Origin of the sequence: Hymenobacter lapidiphilus (assembly GCF_013377885.1) — a bacterium.
GTDB classification, from domain to species: Bacteria; Bacteroidota; Bacteroidia; order Cytophagales; family Hymenobacteraceae; genus Hymenobacter; species Hymenobacter lapidiphilus.
In genome coordinates this window covers 1-17,865 of the sequence record NZ_JABKAU010000010.1, presented here as the reverse complement: position 1 = coordinate 17,865, position 17,865 = coordinate 1, and the positions used below count along the sequence as shown (strand labels likewise).

The following is a 17,865-nucleotide window of genomic DNA, read 5'->3' as shown; positions in this document are numbered from 1 at the left end:
CTCTAACTCAGCACTAACAACTAGCAACCAACAACTAACAACTCTAGAATGCCCTTCGCCTCCGATAAAGAAGCCGCCGACGCGCTGGCTGCCGCTTACCAGAAGCTGCGCCGCGAAATTGGCAAAGTCATTATTGGGCAGGAAGACGTGGTGGAGCTGGTGCTGACCGCTGTTTTTTCGCAGGGCCACTGCCTGCTGGTAGGCGTGCCCGGGCTGGCCAAAACGCTGCTCATCCAGACCGTGGCCGATGCGCTGGACCTATCGTTCAACCGCGTGCAGTTCACGCCCGACCTGATGCCCTCCGACATTGTGGGCTCGGAAACGCTCAATAAGGAGCGCGACTTCCACTTCGTGCCGGGCCCGATTTTCGCCAACATTGTACTGGCCGACGAAATCAACCGGACACCGCCCAAAACCCAGGCCGCGCTACTCGAAAGCATGCAGGAGTACGCCGTAACTGTCGCCGGCAAGCGCTACGCATTGCCCCGCCCTTTCTTCGTGTTGGCCACCCAGAACCCCATTGAGCAGGAAGGCACCTACCCGCTGCCCGAGGCCCAGCTCGACCGGTTCATGTTCAACATTGAGCTGGGCTACCCGAGCTACGAGGCGGAGCTGCAAATCGTGAAAAACACTACCTCCAACCACCGGGTGCAGGTGGAGAAGGTGTTGCACGCCGACGAAATCCAGGCCTTCCAGCAGCTCGTGCGTCGCGTGCCGGTGGCCGACAATGTGGTAGAGTACGCCGTGGGGCTGGTGCACAAAACCCGCCCCAACACCGGCCGCGCCGCCGCCCGCGCCAGCCAGCTGCTGGAGTGGGGCGCCGGCCCACGAGCTTCGCAGCACCTCATTGTAGGGGCCAAATGCCACGCCCTCATCCATGGCAAGTATTCGCCCGACATTGAGGATGTGCAGGCCGTAGCGTTGCCCATCCTGCGCCACCGCCTCGTACGCAACTTCAAAGCAGAAGCCGAGGGCATTACAGTGGATCAGCTGGTGAAAGAGTTACTTTGAAATCAATTAAAAGTTGAAAATTGAGCGCTAAGAACGAATGGAAGCGGTTTACCGTGAAACTCATTGATAGTCAATTTTTAACTTTTAACTCTTAGTTTTTAATTGAAAAATGGAAGCAGCCGGTTACTACGAGCAGTTTGAGCGCAACCTCGTCATCATCCTTAGCGGCCTCGATGCGGGCCTCAACATCAGCCCAACGGCCCTGAACGTGTCGTTGCCGCTGGAGGTGTACGTGCTGAGCGAGGTGCTCAACCAGGGCGGCGGCCAGTTCCGCCTTTCCCCCGACCTCACGCCCCGCGAGCAGGTACGCGAGTTTCTGGCTCAGTTCCAAAGCAACGAAGCGCACAACGAGGCAATGATGCAGCGGATTCTGGCCGACAAAAAGAGCCTGATGCGCACGCCCGAAGGCCGCGTGCTGACCAAGGAAATGCTCATCCGTCGGCTCGAATACTTCAACGAAGCCGCCCGCCAGGTAAACGTGATGCGCAATCAGCACTCCCTGGGCAGCCCGCCTCAGTCGCGCTCCGGTGTCGGCCTGCAGCTCACGAAATAGCCGCTTTCAACCGGTCGGATAATACATTAGAAAAGCCACCTCCCATGAGGTGGCTTTTCCGGTTATAACCGTTTCGCAAACGGCGTGTTCGTATGCTAGAAGCGCAGCAGTTCACATTTCGTTGCTGCTGATATTGGCTGCCGCGAATGCCATCCAACTACGGAACGCAAAAAGGCGTCTCTACATTGGGCAGGCGTTAGCACCGGCAACCCAAATATGCGTTCTGGCAGCGTGGGCGGACTACAGCGTCGTGTTCTGCGTTATAAAGCGTCTGCCGCCTTTCTGTACCCATTTCCAACGCATATACGCCGCTTTGCCCGCTCCTGCCGCTGCCCCCGACTCCGACCCGCGCCTCACGACCCGGCTGCTGCTGCGACCTTACGGTATGGCTGATGCGGCAGAATTCTTCGCGCTGATAGCCGCCAACCGGCTGCGGCTGCGGCCATCTTTCCCCACCCGCGAGGCGGCGGCCACTTCGGTTGAGTCGAGCGGCCGGCTGCTGGAGCAATTCGGCCGCGACTGGCGCACCGGCCGGCTCTACGTGCACGGCATCTGGCACCGCAAGGGCGGCCACTACCTCGGCGACATCAGCCTTAAGCCTAAGTGGACCGCTCCCATTACTCTCGAAATCGGGTATTACCTGGCCGCTGAGGCAGAGGGACAGGGGTATGCCCGCGAGGCATTGGCGGCAGCCGTGGCCTTCGCCTTCGGGCCGCTCGGGGCGGCCCGCCTGCTCATCCGCTGCCGCCCCGACAACCCGCGCAGCGTGGCTGTAGCCGAGGCGCTGGGCTTCCAGCCGCTGCCGGTGCCCGCCCGCCCGGCTTGGCTGCGCCGGGTTTTGGGCACTGCGCCGGTCCTGCACTACATTTTGCGGCGCGAAGAGCAGGCGTAAACGTAAGATGTTCTATTCTTCGTCCTTTACGCGGCCGCCTTCTCCAGATAGGCTCAGCCTCCACCAGTCAGCGGTTAGGGCGCAACGTGGTTAGCAGAAAGCTCTGGTTGAAATTCAGGTAGAGCGCAAACGAGAAGTCGAACAGTCCGTTGTTGAGGTCATAGAGGGGCTCGAAACGGGTGGTTAGAATAACCTGGCCCGGTAGCCGGTAGTCGCGTAGCACCCGCAGAATCAGGAGTTGGCGCTGTCGCTCTGTGTAGCCCACATCCACGGCCGAAGACGATACCGACTGGTAGAGCCGGCCGCCAAGGGGTGAAATGTAGCCTTTCCCGCTCCAGTAGGCCACTTGCAGATTGGAAAGCCGCGTATCAGCCCCCACGTTCAGGTAGATGCCCGTTCCGCTCTTGAAAGGCAACTCCTCGGTGAAAGAATAATCGTTGAAGTACGTCAGATAGCCATCGAAATGCACTGCACGCACCAAGTTGGAGGACAGCCCGCGCCGCACCCGCAGCCCCGTGGCGCCGTTAAACAACGTCTGCAACGGCTTATCGATGGTATCAATCTGGCCGCCGCGGTGAGTAGCCGTGAACTGAAACGGCAATGCCACCAACCACCGGGCCGAATCGGCCAGCAGGCGATGTTCCAGCGTGAGGCCCCCGGCCACTTCTTCCTGGAAATTACTGAACCGGTACTGTTGTCGCACCCAGTTTACCCATGCATCCAAGCTGGTGCGCGGGGTTTGCAACTGGTACTGCAAGCCTTCTTCCAGCCGATTGGTTATCACCCGCTCAAAATCAAATAGCGGCTCAATGTAGCCGTGGTGCAGGTTGCCTTCGAGGTTACCAAACAACAGCGTGTGCGGCCCCTGGCGGTATTTGAGCGTGAATAGCGGCCGCACCTGCCGCAGCCGGGGCGTCCCGTAGTCTTTCCACAGAAACACACCTGCCTCCAAGCGCAGGTTGCCGGCCGGATAGTACACCAGCCGCGGGGCCAGTTGCGCCCCGAAGTAAGTTAGCCCAGGATCAATCTTGTTGAAATACTCGTTGTCTTTATTAAACAGAAACCCCTGCACCTCCAGCCGCAACTGGTGTTCGTAGCTCGGGCCGAGCGGAGCCCGGTACAGAAAAGCCCGGTTGTCGAGCTGCGCATGGGCCAGCGTGCTGCTGGCCAGCCCGGCTAGCAGCGTCAGTATCAGGGGCCTGCAGGCAGGGCAAATTTCTAAAAATTTTAGCACGAGAAAAAGATGCTGAATCCGACGAATTTCTTTAGCATTGCGGGCACAAAATATAGTCGGCCGGCGTTACCAGATGCCAGCCCCTCCGGCAGCCTGAGTAGGCTTGCAGAGGCTGGCAAAAAGACTTACATTCACCAAACCTAAGCAAATCTACTTACCCCCTTTTCTGATGGCCTTAAACTCCAACAAAGCCGATAAGGCTGAGAAAGCTGACAAAGCTGACAAAGCCGATAGCAAAGACCTGACCCCGCAGCAGCAGAAGCTGAAGGCGCTGGCCCTGACCCTTGAAAAGCTTGACAAGAACTACGGCAAGGGCACCGTCATGAAGCTTGACAACAGCCGGATACAGCAGGATATTGAAGTTATCAGCACCGGCTCGCTCGGCCTCGATATTGCCCTCGGCGTGGGTGGTTTGCCCAAGGGCCGCGTGGTCGAAATTTACGGCCCCGAGTCGTCGGGTAAAACCACGCTCACCATGCACTGCATTGCCGAAGCCCAGAAGAAGGGCGGCATTGCGGCCTTCATCGACGCGGAGCACGCCTTCGACCCTGTATACGCCCGCAAGCTTGGCATCGACACGGCTAACCTGCTCATCGCGCAGCCCGACAACGGCGAGCAGGCCCTCGAAATTGCCGATCAGCTGATTTCCAGCGGTGCCATTGATATCATCGTCATTGACTCGGTAGCGGCCTTGGTGCCGAAAGGCGAGCTGGAAGGCGACATGGGCGACTCGAAGGTGGGTCTGCACGCCCGTCTGATGAGCCAGGCCCTGCGCAAGCTCACCGGCACCATCAACAAAACCGGCTGCTGCTGCATTTTCATTAACCAGCTGCGCGAGAAAATCGGCGTGATGTTCGGCTCGCCCGAAACCACGACTGGTGGTAACGCGCTCAAGTTCTATGCCTCGGTACGCCTCGACATCCGTCGGATCGGCCAGATCAAGGAGGACAAGGACAACATCACTGGCAACCGCACCAAGGTAAAGGTGGCCAAGAACAAGGTGGCCCCACCGTTCAAGGTGATTGAATTCGACATCATCTACGGCGAAGGTATTTCCAAAGTGGGTGAAATCCTCGATCTGGGCGTTGATATGGGTATTATTGCCAAGTCGGGCTCGTGGTTCAGCTACGACGGCAACCGCCTCGGCCAGGGTCGCGAGGGTGTAAAAACCATTTTGCAGGACAACCCTGAGTTGGCCGACAAAATCGAAGCCCAGATTAGAGCCAAGGTAAAAGGCAGCCCCGAGGAGGCGCTGGCCGCCCTCGACGAGGACCGCACCGTGGACTCCGAAGAGACTATGGAGCCTGTGGAAGACGAAGCGTAAGCGCGTGTCTGTAGTTTATAAGAAAGCTCCCCCGGTAACCGGGGGAGCTTTTTTTTGCTGGTCAGCGGTTCGAAACCCGCTTGGCTACAGCCTGCACCCCGGTACGCTGCCAGACGGGCCACCTGCGTGTATTACGGTTGCAGGCCGATGGCTGGACCACAGTCGATGGGCTGCGTAATTGCCTAGGTTCATAGTGGCAGATTTTCTGCTGCCTAAAACCCAGTATCTTTACTGGCACCGCTTTTGAAATGAATCAGCCGATTCATTGTTCTGGACCTGCTCATGCTTATTCGCCGTCGGCTTCTACTTTCACTTGTATTCTGTTTGCTGATTACTGGTCTGGTGGCTTTCGGACCAACCAAGCAGCCGGCCCGCTCGGCTGACAATACCAGTTTCCAGACGGGCGAAACCCTGCAGTATAAAGTGCATTACGGCCTAATCAACGCCGCCGATGCTACCATTGAGCTCGACAACAACCTGCACCGCATCAACGACAGGCCCTGTTACCGGGCCACCGTTACGGGCCGCACTATCGGCTCGTTCGACTACTTTCTGCGCATCCGCGACACCTGGCGCTCCTACATCGACACGAGTAGCATTCAGCCCCGGCGCTTCTTCCGCAATATTGAGGAGAACAACTACCGCAAGCGCGAAACCGTCGACTTCGACCGTCTGCGCGACGTTGCAAATGTCGAGAGCTACAAGAAAGACAAGAACGACGTCAAGCGTGGCACCTTCAAAGTACCCGACAATGTGCAGGATATCGTCAGCGGATTTTACTACCTGCGCACGCTCAACTACGATCTGCGCCGGCCCGGCGAGGTTATCCGGGTGCAGGGTTTCTTCGATGAGGAAATGCTGCCCATGGATGTAATTTACAAGGGCCGCGAAACGGTAAGCACCAGAGCTGGCACTATCCGCGCTATCCGGCTGGTTCCCAAAATGCCCAAAAACAAGTTATTCAAAGGCGAAAACGCCGTTTCCGTATACCTCTCCGACGATCAGAACAAGGTACCGGTGCTCATTCAGGCCGATATGCTGGTCGGAGCCGTGAAGGTGGACCTCTACAAGTACAAGGGCCTGCGAAACCGGCTCAATATGGTGGCTCAGAATTAGCACGTATTACCAGGCGGCTCCCAACAGGGGCCGCCTTTTTTTTGCCCTTCCAGGTTCATCAGGCTGCTCCTTTCACCTCTTTTCCTGCTTTGCTTCCGATGCTGCTATTTGCCCCTGCTCGCTTCCGACCGGTACTGGTAAGCACCGCCGCCGCTGCTTCAGCCCGCCCGCCTGGGCTGGCCGATTTCGTGTGGCCCATTCCGAACCCGGTGCCGACCAAGCTGCCCCGGCCGGCGCTGCTGGGCTGGCGCCGTGGCCCGGGTAACGAAACGATAACACGCCGGTCACGCCGGCCAGCCGTACTTTTATCTGCCCGCCTGCTGTTCTACCCTAAACCGCCTCTGCCTGTGCAACCAGCCACCAACCCCAACGCCTACAAAATTCTGGTAGTCGATGATGACCCCGACATTGTAGAGCTGCTTGAATACAACCTGCGCAAGGAAGGCTATACCGTGGCCAGCGCCGCCGACGGCCATCAGGCCCTTGAGGTAGCAGCCGAATTCAGCCCCGACATTGTGCTGCTCGATGTGATGATGCCCCGCCTCGACGGCATTGCTGCCTGCCGCCAGCTGCGCGAGCAGCCCCGGTTCAAGGACACCTACATCATCTTCCTGACGGCCCGGGCCGAGGAGTTTTCGGAAGTAGCCGCCTTTGATGCCGGGGCCGACGACTTCATTGCCAAACCCATCAAGCCCCGCGCCCTGCTCAGCCGCCTAGCCGCCTACGTGCGCCGCGACAAAGAGCCCCAGCACGTGTCCGACACTATTGAAATAAACGGCCTCACCATCGACCGCACGGGTTTTGCCGTGTACCAGGACGGCCGCAAGATCACGCTGCCCAAAAAGGAGTTCGAACTGCTGGCCTTCCTGGCCGCCTCGCCCCACAAGGTATTCGGCCGCGAAGAGCTACTGCAGAACATTTGGGGCAGCGACGTGTTCGTGCTGGCCCGCACCGTGGACGTACACGTGCGCAAAGTGCGCGAAAAGGTAGGCGACCACCACATCCAGACCATCAAAGGCGTGGGCTACAAGTTCAATATTGACTGAGTCAGAGATTAGGCACATCATAGGGAAGCTGTTTAGAAAGTGCCAGGGGTCAAGTAGGACGTCATGCTTCATCTGGCGTCCGCGCAGTCGAAGCATCTCTACCGCTTTGTCAGGGCCGCTCAACATAAACAGTAGAGATGCTTCGACTACGCAGACGCCAGATGAAGCATGACATCCTACTCGACCTCCTAAACAACTCCGTTGCCAGCAGGCTCTGACACCTGAAACCTAATTTCTGAAAGCATGCGCCTGGTTTTATCTTCCCGCAGCATTGCGCTGCTACTGTCGGGGCTGGTAGCGGTGGTGCTGACGGCGCTGGTGCTGGCGGTGCCCACTATGCCGCGCGAGCAGGCCGTGCTGGCGGCTGCCATTACGGTGGCGGCGTGCTTTCTGCTGCTGTACCTGCTGTTTGAAGCCCTCATTTTTCGCGAGGTCAACAACATCTACCAGGAGCTGGACTACATCAAGCGCAAAGACTTCCGGCGCCTGTCGAACAAGCTGTTGTTCCGGCCCGAGCCACTCAAGCGCATGCGCGAGGAAATCCTGGACATGGCCCAGCGCAAGCAGCAGGAAATCGACGAGCTGAAGCGCCTGCAGGAGCTGCGGCGCGAATTTCTGGCCGATGTGTCGCATGAGTTAAAAACGCCCATTTTCGCCGCGCAGGGCTTCGTGCATACCGTGCTCGACGAGGAGGAGGAGAGTCCGAATGGGAGCATGGACGCGGCCACGCGCCGCAAGTTTCTGCGCAAAGCCGCCACCAGCCTCGATGCCCTCGACCAGCTCGTGCAGGACTTGGTAACCATTTCCCAACTCGAAAAAGGCGTGTTGCGGATGCGCCGCCAGTCCTTCGACTTACCCCAGCTGGTACGCGACATTTTTGAGCAGCTGGAGTTGCAGGCCGCTCGCCGCCAAGTAAGCCTGGAGCTACGGGTAGCGTCCGCCGAAGCCGACGGGTCCGAAGCGCAGATGCCCGATGTAACGCGCTCCGTACTTGTGCTGGCCGACCGCGGCCGCATCCGGCAGGTGCTCATCAACCTGATTGACAATGCCATCAAATACGGCCGCGAGCAGGGGCAGGTGATGGTAAGCCTGGAAACCGGTCCAAAAAAAGTACTGATTCAGGTGCATGATGACGGCGAAGGTATTGCCAAGCAGCATCAGCAGCGCATTTTCGAGCGTTTCTACCGCATCGATAAAAGCCGCACCCGCGAGTCGCGGGCGGCGGGCGGCACGGGGCTGGGGCTGGCCATCAGCAAGCACTTGGTGGAGGCCCACAAATCCATCATCCGGGTACGAAGCGAGCCAGGCCAGGGTACCACGCTCGAATTCAAGCTGCCCCGGCCGAGGCAGAAGTGAGCAGCGAGGGACGGGTATGAAGAAGCAAGAAAAAGGAACGTCATTCTGAGCGAAGCCGAAGAATTTCTACCGCAACAGTATTCCTGTCGGCTGCAACGAAGCGGTAGAGATGCTTCGACTCCGCTGCGCTGCACTCAGGATGACCTCCCTTTTTCTTGCTTCTTCATACCCGTCTCCCCGCTTCTCACTTCTCTACCCCTTACCTTTGCAGCTCTATATGAAGCTGCCCAATTTCGAAGACCTGATTCTGTTTGAAGACGAGGATTTCATCGTCATCAACAAGCCCCCATTCCTGGCCACGCTCGACGAGCGGTTTGGCGGGGCGCCCAACATCCTGCGCCTGGCCCGCGAGCACCACGACGACGTGCAGGCCTGCCACCGCCTCGACAAGGAAACCAGCGGGGCGCTGGCGCTGGCCAAAAACCCGGCCGCCTACCGCCACCTGGCCATGCAGTTCGAAGACCGGCAGGTGCGCAAGGTGTACCACGCCGTGGCTTGGGGCGTGCACCACTACGAGGGCCTACGCGTCGACCGAAGCATCGAAACTACCACTAAGGGGAAAGCCCGGCTGGCCTACAAGGGCAAGCCGGCCGTTACGGTGGTGCGTACCATGGAGGCATTTGCCCGCCACACGCTGCTCGAATGCCAGCCCATCACCGGCCGCATGCACCAGATCCGGCTGCACCTCGCTTACCTGCAGGCGCCTATTGTGGGCGACACAGTGTATGGCGGCGAAGACTTCTACCTGTCGACGCTCAAGAAGAAGTTTAACGTGAAGCAGGGCGAAGAGGAACAGCCTTTTATCAAGCGCTTTGCCCTGCACGCCGCCCAGCTCACCTTCGCCAAGCTCGATGGCGAGTCGGTGACCATCGAGGCCCCCTACCCCAAGGATTTCCGGGTGCTGGTGGAGAACATGCGGCAGTACGCGTAAGTGGTAAACGAGGGCAAAAAGTGCGTTATACTTTGCTCACCATGACGCACTTTTTTTCCTTGTTTACCACCAAAACAGCACGCCTTTCCCACTGCTTTCCAGACAATTATTAAGCTCCCGGCTTGAATATTTGCCGAAAGGCGGTAACTTTGTGTCCGTTTTGCCCCCAGGGCTCGCGGCTTCTTCTTCATTTTCAAACGTTTATCCTCCTCCCCAATGGACCATCTGAGCTTCAAGACGGTTGCCGTCAACAAAGCCAACGCCAACAAGGGCTGGGTTGTGGTTGATGCCGCCGACGCCACTCTGGGCCGGTTGTGCAGCCAAGTTGCCAACATGCTGCGTGGCAAGCACAAGCCCTCCTTCACGCCCAACTCGGATTGTGGCGACAACGTCATCGTCATCAATGCCGACAACCTGCGGGTAACCGGCAAGAAGTTGACCGACAAAATCTACATCACCCACTCGGGCTACCCCGGCGGACAGAAGCGCATCAACCTGCGCGACAAAAAGGCCAAGGACTCGACCCGGATTATTGAGCACGCAGTACGCGGCATGTTGCAGGGCAACAAGCTGGGTGCCGAGCAGTTCCGTAACCTGTTCGTGTACGCTGGCACCGAGCATCCGCACGAGGCGCAACAGCCTAAGGCGCTTTCTTTCTCGCATCTGTAAGCCGCAACCCGGCTCCTTTTTTCTTTAATTCTCCACTTAATGGAAATCCTCAATACCTCTGGTAGAAGAAAAACCTCGGTGGCCCGCATTTACATGCAGGCCGGGCAAGGGAATATCACTATCAACGGCCGGGAAATGAAAGCCTATTTTGGCAATGAACTCCTGGAAAACATCGTGAACCAGCCTTTGGCTACTGTCGAGCAAGTCGGCCAGTATGACATCAAGGTGAACGTTCGTGGTGGTGGCATTTCGGCCCAGGCCGAAGCCATCCGTCTGGCCATCTCGAAAGCCCTCGTGGGCGACAACGCGGAGGTTCGCCCTGCCCTGAAGAAGGAAGGCTTCCTGACCCGCGACCCGCGCATGGTGGAACGCAAGAAATTCGGCAAGCGTAAAGCTCGTCGTTCGTTCCAGTTCTCGAAACGCTAATATTCCAGAGGAACCCTATCATGGCCCAGACTACCACCTATAAAGAATTGCTGGACGCCGGTTCGCATTTTGGTCACCTCACCCGCAAGTGGGACCCCAAAATGGCTCCGTACATCTTCATGGAGAAGAACGGCATCCACATCATCGACCTCAACAAGACGCTTGCTTCGCTTGAGCACGCGACCAGCGCAATTCGCAACATCGCGAAGAGCGGCCGCAAGATCATGTTCGTGGCGACCAAGAAGCAGGCGCAGGAAATTGTGACTGAGGAGGCCAAGCGCCTACACATGCCCTACGTTACCGACCGTTGGTTAGGCGGCCTGCTCACCAACTTCGCCACCGTACGCAAGTCGCTGAAGAAGATGAGCACCATCGACAAGATGGTAAAGGAAAACACGGCGTACGCGGCCCTCGCTAAGCGCGAGCGGCTGATGCTGTCGCGCGAGCGGGAGAAGCTTGACCGGGTACTCGGTGGCATTGCCGACCTGAGCCGCCTGCCCTCGGCCCTGTTCGTAATCGACGTGAAGCGCGAGCACATTGCTGTGAAGGAAGCCCAGAAGTTGGGTATCCCGGTATTCGCTATCTGCGATACGAACTCGAACCCCGAGTCGGTGCAGTTCCCGATTCCAGCCAACGACGACGCTTCGAAGTCTATCCAGCTCATCGTGGGCATCATGGGTAAGGCTATCGAAGATGGTCTGTCGGAGCGCAAAGTCGACAAAGAGGACGCCGATAAGAAGCAAGCCGAAGAAGAAGGCATCAAGGAAAAGCAGGACGCCGACGAATAGTCGCTTTTGTAGAAGCTAGAAGTCAGGAGCCAGGAGCTAGAATCAGAGGGAAACCGCCTGGCAAATTCTAGCTCTTAGCTCCTGACTTTTTTGCATCTATTCGCATCTGCTCTTTCATTCAATTCCAACATTTAGCTTTTAGCTACCAGCTCTATCTTTTGAGATTCTGACTTCTGGCTTTCAGCTCCTAACTCCTACCAAATGGCCACAATTACCGCCGCTGACGTAAATAAGCTCCGCACCATGACCGGTGCCGGCATGATGGATTGCAAGAAAGCCCTCGTAGAGGCTGAAGGCGACTTCGAAGCCGCCCGTGACCTGCTCCGCAAGCAGGGCCAGAAAATTGCCGACAAGCGCGCCGAGAACGAAACGTCGGAAGGCGTGGTACTGGCCGCTGTAAGCGAGGATGGCACCAACGGCAAGCTGGTGTCGCTGGCTTGCGAAACCGAGCCGGTTTCGAAGGTTCCTGATTTCAAGGAGCTGGCCCAGCGCATTCTGGACACGGCCGTGAAGAGCAATGCCGCCTCGAAAGAGGAACTGCTGGCTGCTAAGCAGGACGACGGCCGCTCGCTGCAGGAGCACATCATTGACCTGATGGGCAAAATCGGCGAGAAGCTCGACGTAACAGCTTACGAGAACATCACGGCCGAGAAAGTTGCTTCCTACATCCACTCCGACAACAAGAAGGGTGTGCTTGTAGCCATGAAGAACGTAGGCGGTGCCGACGTTGCTACCGTGGGCCGCGACGTAGCCATGCAGATTGTAGCCATGAAGCCCGTTGCCCTTGATAAGGACGGCGTGGATGCCGCGACCATCGAGCGTGAAATTGAGATTGGCAAAGAGCAGGCGCGTGCCGATGGCAAGCCCGAGGCTATGCTGGAGAAGATTGCCCAGGGCAAGCTCAACAAGTTCTACAAGGAGAACACCCTGCTCAACCAGGAATTCGTGAAGGACAACTCAATGACCATCGCTCAGCTGCTCGACAAGACCAGCAAAGGCCTGACAGTTTCCGACTTCAAGCGCGTAGCCATTGTAGGCTAATTCTCGGAGCTGTTAGCTGATAGCTTTTAGCCGTTAGCTTCCCGTTCAGGATTTAAAAAGGCCCCGCTGGCAATCTGCCGGCGGGGCTCTTTTTGTGTTTCCTATATTCGGCCGATATGACAGACGAGCGCAAAGTATTATACCGGGAGCTACTATACTGGGCTATGTCGGATATAAAGGCACATAGCTACGTGGAAGGCTTTCTATTCTATTTTCGGTACGGGCGAAGTAACCGAAGGCGGCTCCGTTTTGCGTATGCCATTACCCAATGGCTTCACAACCTTGCCATGTATTCCGCCGGCGACTTCAAAGGCTTCCAAGAAGATTGAAGCTGTTTAGGAAGTACCCGGAATCAATTAGAACGTCATGCTGAGCGCAGCCGAAGCATCTCTACCGCTTCGCTGAATGACTGTAACGAAACGGTAGAGATGCTTCGGCTGCGCTCAGCATGACGTTCTTTTGACTTTCTAAACAGCTTCATTGTTTCTGGGAAGGATATGCCGAGTTTCGGCAGGAATTTCCGGCCGACCGATGGGCACCTTTTACGGAGGAAATTATCAAAGAACTGCGAGAGCAGCAGTGAGTGTTCACTTCGCCTTCGCCTGCCAGGCCCTCACCCGCGTAACCGCGTTCTGGCGGATGTTGGCGTAGAACAGGCCATAATCGGCGATGTGGAAGGAGTGCCAGAGCTGGGGTTGGCCGGGTATTAGGAAGCGCGGGTAGCCCGAGGGTTTGGGCGGATGCACCCACAGCAGGCCGTGGTGTACCTTGGCATCGACCACGCCCACGTCGAGCCGGTTGAAATCCTGCCCGACGCCACCGCGGTTGAGGCGGGCAGGCGCGGCCAGCGTGTCGAGCGTCCAGGTGAGCGGGTTCACGGCCACGCCGTTTTCGAAGGGTGGGTAGGCGTTGCCCCAGGCCACGGTGTTCCAGGCCACGTAACAGCCGGTCTGGGTCGAGTCGGTGCAAGGCTTGAGAACCTGGAACTCGTCGGGTTTTACTTTGAAGCCGATGAGGTAGGCTGCTACCAGCCGCTGGCGCAACTTGGCGTCGTTATCAAAAAACTCGTGTAGCAACCGGGTGGCGTGCACGGTGCCCTGGCTGTGGCCGGCAATGATGATGGGGCGGCCCTGATTGTAGTTGGCCAGGTAGTGCTGGAAAGACGCCTTCACGTCGGAATACGCTAAGTCCAGCGCCTGTTTGCCGTTGGTGCTCTGGTCGTCGACGAAGAAACTGTACAGCGTGGCTTGGCGGTAGCGGGGCGCGTATACCCGGGCCGCCGCATTGAAAGCCGAAGCCTGGTTGCGAATCACGTCGTCGTCGGTGAACTGGTTGACCCGGTCGTTGCTGAGGCTGGCGTTCCACTGCTTGCGCCAGTAGTAGGTGGTGGGGTGCACGTAAAACACGTCGGCCGCGGCAGTTGCCTGCTGGTCTTTGAAGTTTGTGTTGCGCGGCACCGCGTCGGCCGAGTCGCGGCGGGTGGGCAGGGCGGCCCAGCTAGCCTGCTGGGCGTAATCAGGCGCGACGGGGTTATCGTACTGGCCGAAATCTTTGCTCGGCTTGATAACTTTCAGGCAGGAGCTGAGGCACAGCAGGGCCACGGCCGATAACAAAACGGGACGGATAAGCATAGACGGATTGGGAGGGAGCCAGCCAGGCAGCGTTGCGCCGGCCAGCCGGAAGGCTTACTCTTCGAAGTTGTTTTCCAGTAGCTTTTCCTGCCGCAGGTACACAATTTTAAAGTCCTTGTCGAAGCGCACCCGCATCTGGGCGGCAGTTTGCTGGCGCTTCTGCAACGACTGACGCAAGGCCGTGCTATTCTCTACAAACGTGACCACCCGCGAGCCATCGGCCACCGGGGTACCCACCTGGAGCGTGCCGGGCCGGATACTGGTCTGGGCTTCCAGAAATTCGGGGAAGTGAGTTCTGGCCAGCTCGGCACTGATGGCGGCTGGAGTGGTATTCTGCATCAGATAAAACCGCTCAATCTGGGGGGCGAAATAGGCCGTGGCCGTGAACGGTGGGGCCTGCAAATCGGTGTAATAGCGCTGCATAATCGTTTCTACGCGGGCCTTGGCAGCACTGGCCGACAGCCCAACCGAGGCATCGGCAGCGGCCGGCGCTGGGGTTACAGCGGGCGGAGCCGACACTTCGCCAACCGCCGTGTCGGCGGGCGCGGGGGCCACAATAGGCGCAACCACAGGGGCCACGCGAATAGTTTCGGGGGCAGCAATGGGCGGCAACTCAATCTGCTCGGTCTGGGGCCCTACTTCCGGAGCCACCGCCACCGAATCGGCCGTGGTGCGGGAGGTGCTGGTGAGGCGCTCCGAGTCGCGGCCGTCGGTGAGCAGATACGCCACAAGGGCCAGCAGGGCCAGAATGGAGGCTACTACCACAATCGTCATCAGGGGGCTTTTGCGCGGGGCGGTGTAGGCGTCCTCCTCCACGTACTCCTGCTCGGCGACGCCGTAGGGCCCAGTTGCCGGGGAGTGGGTAACCGGCGGGAGCATGGGCATCATTTCTACCGGAGCCACGGTGGTCGGCTCGGGCCTGACCGGCGGAGCGGGCGGCACGTCGGGCACAATGGCAGCAGAAAGCTCCGGCTCGGTGGGCGGCAGCTCGGGCATCATGCCGGGCACAATGGCACCGGAAACTTCCGGCCCGGTGGGCCCTGGCTCCGGCAGTTCGGGGCTGCGGAACTCCGGCGCGGCGGCTTCGGGTGCCACGGCCGGAGTGGCCGGCGCAAATACCAGTTTCTGCTTCAACGTCTGAAACTCGTCGGGCGTGATGGTGCCGGCGTCGAGCCATTCTTTGAGCTGACGAAGCGTATCGAGGGGCGAGAGGTCTTTCTCCATAGGGAAGCGCGGCGAAAACGGCGTTACGGACGGTCTAGGTTGAGCAATCGGGTCCGGCTGCGTTCCAGCTGGGCCTGACGTAGCTCCAGCAGCCGGGCGTTATCGAGCAGCTTCACCGAGTCCTCGGCCGATTTACGCTGGTTGTCGAGGTTTTGCTGCTTGAGCTGCTCGATTTTTTCGAGGTTGGACTTGGTGTTGCTGGCCATGTTGGCGCGGTTCTTTTCCAGCTTCTCTTTGTCCTTGGTCGTGGCGGCCAGTTCCTTCTCGGCCGTTTCCACCCGCTCGCGGTAGGCACGCTGGCGGGCGGCCGTGCCGAAGCTTTGCACAATGGAGCGCAGCGCCACGAACTCGCTGCTCGAAGCGGCCAGAAACGTGTCGGGACCCGTGGCAGCCCACACCGATAGCTCGGTAACCGTATCGGCCGGGGCCAGTATGGTCGAGTACAGGTCGATGAGTTGGCCGCTGACGCTCGACATGGGCACCTGCTTGGCCGTGAGGTTGTCGCGCTTGCCCACGCCAAACACGCCGTCGCCCTTCAGCTTGATGTTGTAGGTATCCTTGAGCCAACGCTGCCAAAAGTCGCGGGTCCAGTCGGCCGAGGCCTCCACCTCCACTTTCACGGCGTCGCGCGTGCGCTTCTCGAAGTTGACGCTACTTGTGCGGGCCTCATACAGCTGGGCCTGGGCTAAGGTAGCGGTCAGCAGCAGTGCCGGGAGTAGCAGGAGATGTTTCATTTCAGGTACAGGGAATGCGGGTAGGTTGCGAGTGGGCTGCGAGTGGGCTGCGAGTGGGCTCAAAACGGGTGTTATGCTTCGCCTGCGCTCAGCATGACGCCTATTTCTTTGACCTTCCTTAAATATCGTGGCGGTCGAAGGCGGCCTGCAGGTCGGTTTGCATAGCGGCAAAGCGGGCCACGGCGGCCTGCACGAACTCATTGTCGAGCAGGCGGTGGATGTCCTCTTCGCCGGTCAGGTCCAGCTCGCTCACCTTATACGTCTGCTCAAACGAGCCCTTTTCGAGCTTGATGAGGTACTTGCCATTCCAGCTGAAGAGCGTGATTTTGGCGTGCGGATTGGGGATGATGGCGAGCTGGCGCATAAGTAACGGGCAACGAAGCAGAACGGGGCGAAGATACGCAGTCCGGGCCGCCTCCTACCCAAAACGATGAAAGCCGTTGCTGCCAGCATGGGCAGCAACGGCTTTCAGTTCGACAATTGACTCCATTTGCGAAATGGTTTGCTGAAACGAGGTATGGGCGGGGCTTGTCCCCGCCCGCCGTTGCACAGTTTGTATCCGCGTCGTTCAACGGCGGGCGGGGACAAGCCCCGCCCCTACCTCGTTCTTCGCAATGGCAACACTTGTGCCTACAGCTTCACAATAACGTATAACGATGCCGCCGAAATGACTACCCACAGCAGCACCCCGAGCCCGAACGGCCGCGGCCCCACGGCCTTGATGGTTTTCAACGACAGACCCGCACCGATAAAAAACAGCGTTACCACCAGGCCCAGACGTGCCAGTTTCACCAGCCAGGACCCTACAACGTGGGTGGCAGGCACGTAGGTGTTCAGCAGCATGGCCCCGATGAAGCCCAGAATAAACCAGGGCAGCTTCACCTTCACATCTTTCTGCTTGAAAAAGTAAGCTGTGCCCAGCGCCACCGGGATAATCCAGAGGGCCCGCGCCAGCTTCACGGTAGTGGCCACGCCCAGCGCCTCGGAGCCATAAGCCGCCGTCGCGCCCACCACCGACGAGGTATCGTGGATGGCAATGGCACACCACAGACCGAACTGCTGCTGCGACATGGCCAGCGCGTGACCGATGGGCGGAAAGGCGAACAGCGCCACCGCATTAAGCACGAACACCGTGCCCAACGCCACCGACATCTCCTCATCCTTCGCCCCCACTACTGGCCCTACCGCCGCAATGGCCGAGCCTCCGCAAATGGCGGTTCCGCACGAAATCAGGTGCGTGACTACGCGGTCCAGCTTCAGCCACCGGCCCGCCACGTAGCCCAATACCAACGTTCCGAGAATAGAAACAACGGTAAACAGGACTCCCTCGCGGCCGGCCTGCACTGCGGCGTGGGCATTGAGGCCGAAGCCCAGCCCGATAACCGAGAACTGCAGCAGGTTGGACGTGTGCTTTTTGGTGAAGGCCGGAAAGGGGTTGCCCAGCGTTTGAGCCAGCACTAAACCCAGCGCCAACGCCAGCGGCGGCGAAGCCCAGGGCGTGAGACAAAAGGCCAGCAGCAACCCGAACACCACTTTAGCCAACAAGCCAGTATGGCTTCCGGGGCCACCTGAGCCTAATGCAGGAACTGCCGTTTCGGGGGTAGTAAGCAGGGCTCGGGGCATAAGTAGGGTGGGCTAATAAACGCCTTCAAAGGTACGTTCACCCCTCCCCGTACGATAATCTAAAATAGTTTAGGACTTACGCACTCGTAGGCAGTAGGGCTGGAATGAGCGGCTTAGCCAATAGTTGACGCAGATATGGAGCCCACTGCTGTCGGTGAGCCTGGTAAATCGTCTGGGCCGTCTGTTGGGCAAACTGTCGCAAGGATACCCAGGCCAAATAGCAACAAGCCAAGTGGTTGCGCTGCGCTTGCGCCCGTCGGCATTGA

18 protein-coding genes and 1 pseudogene are annotated in these 17,865 nt (G+C 58.7%); 12 read left to right on the top strand and 7 right to left on the bottom strand.

Translation table 11 applies throughout. The features are described 5' to 3' along the window. Positions 1 to 48 precede the first annotated feature (48 nt). The 3 genes from HW554_RS07140 (at position 49) to HW554_RS07130 (ending at position 2,456) form a co-directional block, all read left to right on the top strand. Positions 49 to 1,011, top strand: a complete 963-nt coding sequence (locus HW554_RS07140; protein ID WP_176907900.1) for an AAA family ATPase — start codon at positions 49 to 51, stop codon at positions 1,009 to 1,011. A 109-nt stretch (positions 1,012 to 1,120) separates the two neighbouring features. Continuing rightward, positions 1,121 to 1,564 carry a hypothetical protein gene (locus HW554_RS07135; RefSeq protein ID WP_176907899.1) on the top strand — a complete coding sequence of 148 codons (444 nt, stop codon included), beginning with the start codon at positions 1,121 to 1,123 and terminating at the stop codon, positions 1,562 to 1,564. Positions 1,565 to 1,877: 313 nt separating this feature from the next. Further along, positions 1,878 to 2,456 (top strand): GNAT family N-acetyltransferase, encoded by a 579-nt coding sequence (locus HW554_RS07130; RefSeq protein ID WP_176907898.1) that lies wholly within the window; start codon positions 1,878 to 1,880, stop codon positions 2,454 to 2,456. A gap of 67 nt (positions 2,457 to 2,523) precedes the next feature. On the opposite strand, the gene HW554_RS07125 is transcribed toward HW554_RS07130, so the two are convergent. After that, on the bottom strand, positions 2,524 to 3,690 hold the full coding sequence (locus HW554_RS07125) for a hypothetical protein (RefSeq protein ID WP_176907897.1): 1,167 nt from the start codon (positions 3,688 to 3,690) through the stop codon (positions 2,524 to 2,526). A 169-nt stretch (positions 3,691 to 3,859) separates the two neighbouring features. Here HW554_RS07125 and recA point away from each other — a divergent pair, with 169 nt between their 5' ends. The 9 genes from recA (at position 3,860) to tsf (ending at position 12,387) form a co-directional block, all read left to right on the top strand. Further along, positions 3,860 to 5,014 (top strand): recombinase RecA, encoded by a 1,155-nt coding sequence (gene recA, locus HW554_RS07120; protein ID WP_394354315.1) that lies wholly within the window; start codon positions 3,860 to 3,862, stop codon positions 5,012 to 5,014. 324 nt (positions 5,015 to 5,338) lie between these two features. Further along, a complete protein-coding gene (locus HW554_RS07115) occupies positions 5,339 to 6,130 on the top strand; it encodes a DUF3108 domain-containing protein (RefSeq protein ID WP_246285140.1) in 792 nt (263 codons plus the stop codon). A 347-nt stretch (positions 6,131 to 6,477) separates the two neighbouring features. Next, positions 6,478 to 7,176 carry a response regulator transcription factor gene (locus tag HW554_RS07110; protein WP_317170848.1) on the top strand — a complete coding sequence of 233 codons (699 nt, stop codon included), beginning with the start codon at positions 6,478 to 6,480 and terminating at the stop codon, positions 7,174 to 7,176. 243 nt (positions 7,177 to 7,419) lie between these two features. Beyond that, complete coding sequence (locus HW554_RS07105) at positions 7,420 to 8,532, top strand: sensor histidine kinase (protein WP_176907894.1); 1,113 nt, start codon at positions 7,420 to 7,422, stop codon at positions 8,530 to 8,532. Positions 8,533 to 8,749: 217 nt separating this feature from the next. Next, positions 8,750 to 9,463, top strand: a complete 714-nt coding sequence (locus HW554_RS07100; protein ID WP_176907893.1) for an RluA family pseudouridine synthase — start codon at positions 8,750 to 8,752, stop codon at positions 9,461 to 9,463. A 216-nt stretch (positions 9,464 to 9,679) separates the two neighbouring features. Then, positions 9,680 to 10,132, top strand: a complete 453-nt coding sequence (gene rplM, locus HW554_RS07095) for a 50S ribosomal protein L13 (protein WP_176907892.1) — start codon at positions 9,680 to 9,682, stop codon at positions 10,130 to 10,132. A gap of 39 nt (positions 10,133 to 10,171) precedes the next feature. After that, positions 10,172 to 10,558 (top strand): 30S ribosomal protein S9, encoded by a 387-nt coding sequence (gene rpsI / locus HW554_RS07090; RefSeq protein ID WP_092741435.1) that lies wholly within the window; start codon positions 10,172 to 10,174, stop codon positions 10,556 to 10,558. 20 nt (positions 10,559 to 10,578) lie between these two features. Further along, positions 10,579 to 11,346 (top strand): 30S ribosomal protein S2, encoded by a 768-nt coding sequence (rpsB, locus tag HW554_RS07085; protein ID WP_176897009.1) that lies wholly within the window; start codon positions 10,579 to 10,581, stop codon positions 11,344 to 11,346. Between the two features lie 201 nt (positions 11,347 to 11,547). Beyond that, positions 11,548 to 12,387, top strand: coding sequence for a translation elongation factor Ts (gene tsf, locus HW554_RS07080; RefSeq protein WP_176907891.1), 840 nt, complete (start codon positions 11,548 to 11,550; stop codon positions 12,385 to 12,387). Between the two features lie 587 nt (positions 12,388 to 12,974). Here the strand turns inward: tsf and HW554_RS07075 are convergent. The 6 genes and pseudogenes from HW554_RS07075 to HW554_RS21160 form a co-directional block, all read right to left on the bottom strand. After that, on the bottom strand, positions 12,975 to 14,018 hold the full coding sequence (locus HW554_RS07075) for a DUF3089 domain-containing protein (RefSeq protein ID WP_176907890.1): 1,044 nt from the start codon (positions 14,016 to 14,018) through the stop codon (positions 12,975 to 12,977). 54 nt (positions 14,019 to 14,072) lie between these two features. Beyond that, positions 14,073 to 15,242, bottom strand: a complete 1,170-nt coding sequence (locus HW554_RS07070; protein WP_176907889.1) for an SHOCT domain-containing protein — start codon at positions 15,240 to 15,242, stop codon at positions 14,073 to 14,075. Between the two features lie 23 nt (positions 15,243 to 15,265). Next, positions 15,266 to 15,976 (bottom strand): hypothetical protein, encoded by a 711-nt coding sequence (locus HW554_RS07065; RefSeq protein ID WP_176907888.1) that lies wholly within the window; start codon positions 15,974 to 15,976, stop codon positions 15,266 to 15,268. A gap of 118 nt (positions 15,977 to 16,094) precedes the next feature. Then, positions 16,095 to 16,340, bottom strand: a complete 246-nt coding sequence (locus HW554_RS07060; RefSeq protein ID WP_116942903.1) for a hypothetical protein — start codon at positions 16,338 to 16,340, stop codon at positions 16,095 to 16,097. A 266-nt stretch (positions 16,341 to 16,606) separates the two neighbouring features. Beyond that, a complete protein-coding gene (locus HW554_RS07055; RefSeq protein ID WP_246285139.1) occupies positions 16,607 to 17,599 on the bottom strand; it encodes a YeiH family protein in 993 nt (330 codons plus the stop codon). 76 nt (positions 17,600 to 17,675) lie between these two features. Further along, positions 17,676 to 17,865 (bottom strand): annotated as a pseudogene (locus HW554_RS21160) (IS701 family transposase); the annotation flags it as partial.

Coding starts and splice junctions, on each gene's coding strand:
- HW554_RS07140 (WP_176907900.1), top strand. CDS start 49: ATGCCCTTCGCCTCCGATAAAGAAGCCGCCGACGCGCTGGCTGCCGCT.
- HW554_RS07135 (WP_176907899.1), top strand. CDS start 1,121: ATGGAAGCAGCCGGTTACTACGAGCAGTTTGAGCGCAACCTCGTCATC.
- recA (WP_394354315.1), top strand. CDS start 3,860: ATGGCCTTAAACTCCAACAAAGCCGATAAGGCTGAGAAAGCTGACAAA.
- HW554_RS07105 (WP_176907894.1), top strand. CDS start 7,420: ATGCGCCTGGTTTTATCTTCCCGCAGCATTGCGCTGCTACTGTCGGGG.
- HW554_RS07100 (WP_176907893.1), top strand. CDS start 8,750: ATGAAGCTGCCCAATTTCGAAGACCTGATTCTGTTTGAAGACGAGGAT.
- rplM (WP_176907892.1), top strand. CDS start 9,680: ATGGACCATCTGAGCTTCAAGACGGTTGCCGTCAACAAAGCCAACGCC.
- rpsI (WP_092741435.1), top strand. CDS start 10,172: ATGGAAATCCTCAATACCTCTGGTAGAAGAAAAACCTCGGTGGCCCGC.
- rpsB (WP_176897009.1), top strand. CDS start 10,579: ATGGCCCAGACTACCACCTATAAAGAATTGCTGGACGCCGGTTCGCAT.
- tsf (WP_176907891.1), top strand. CDS start 11,548: ATGGCCACAATTACCGCCGCTGACGTAAATAAGCTCCGCACCATGACC.
- HW554_RS07075 (WP_176907890.1), bottom strand. CDS start 14,018: ATGCTTATCCGTCCCGTTTTGTTATCGGCCGTGGCCCTGCTGTGCCTC.
- HW554_RS07070 (WP_176907889.1), bottom strand. CDS start 15,242: ATGGAGAAAGACCTCTCGCCCCTCGATACGCTTCGTCAGCTCAAAGAA.
- HW554_RS07065 (WP_176907888.1), bottom strand. CDS start 15,976: ATGAAACATCTCCTGCTACTCCCGGCACTGCTGCTGACCGCTACCTTA.
- HW554_RS07060 (WP_116942903.1), bottom strand. CDS start 16,340: ATGCGCCAGCTCGCCATCATCCCCAATCCGCACGCCAAAATCACGCTC.
- HW554_RS07055 (WP_246285139.1), bottom strand. CDS start 17,599: ATGCCCCGAGCCCTGCTTACTACCCCCGAAACGGCAGTTCCTGCATTA.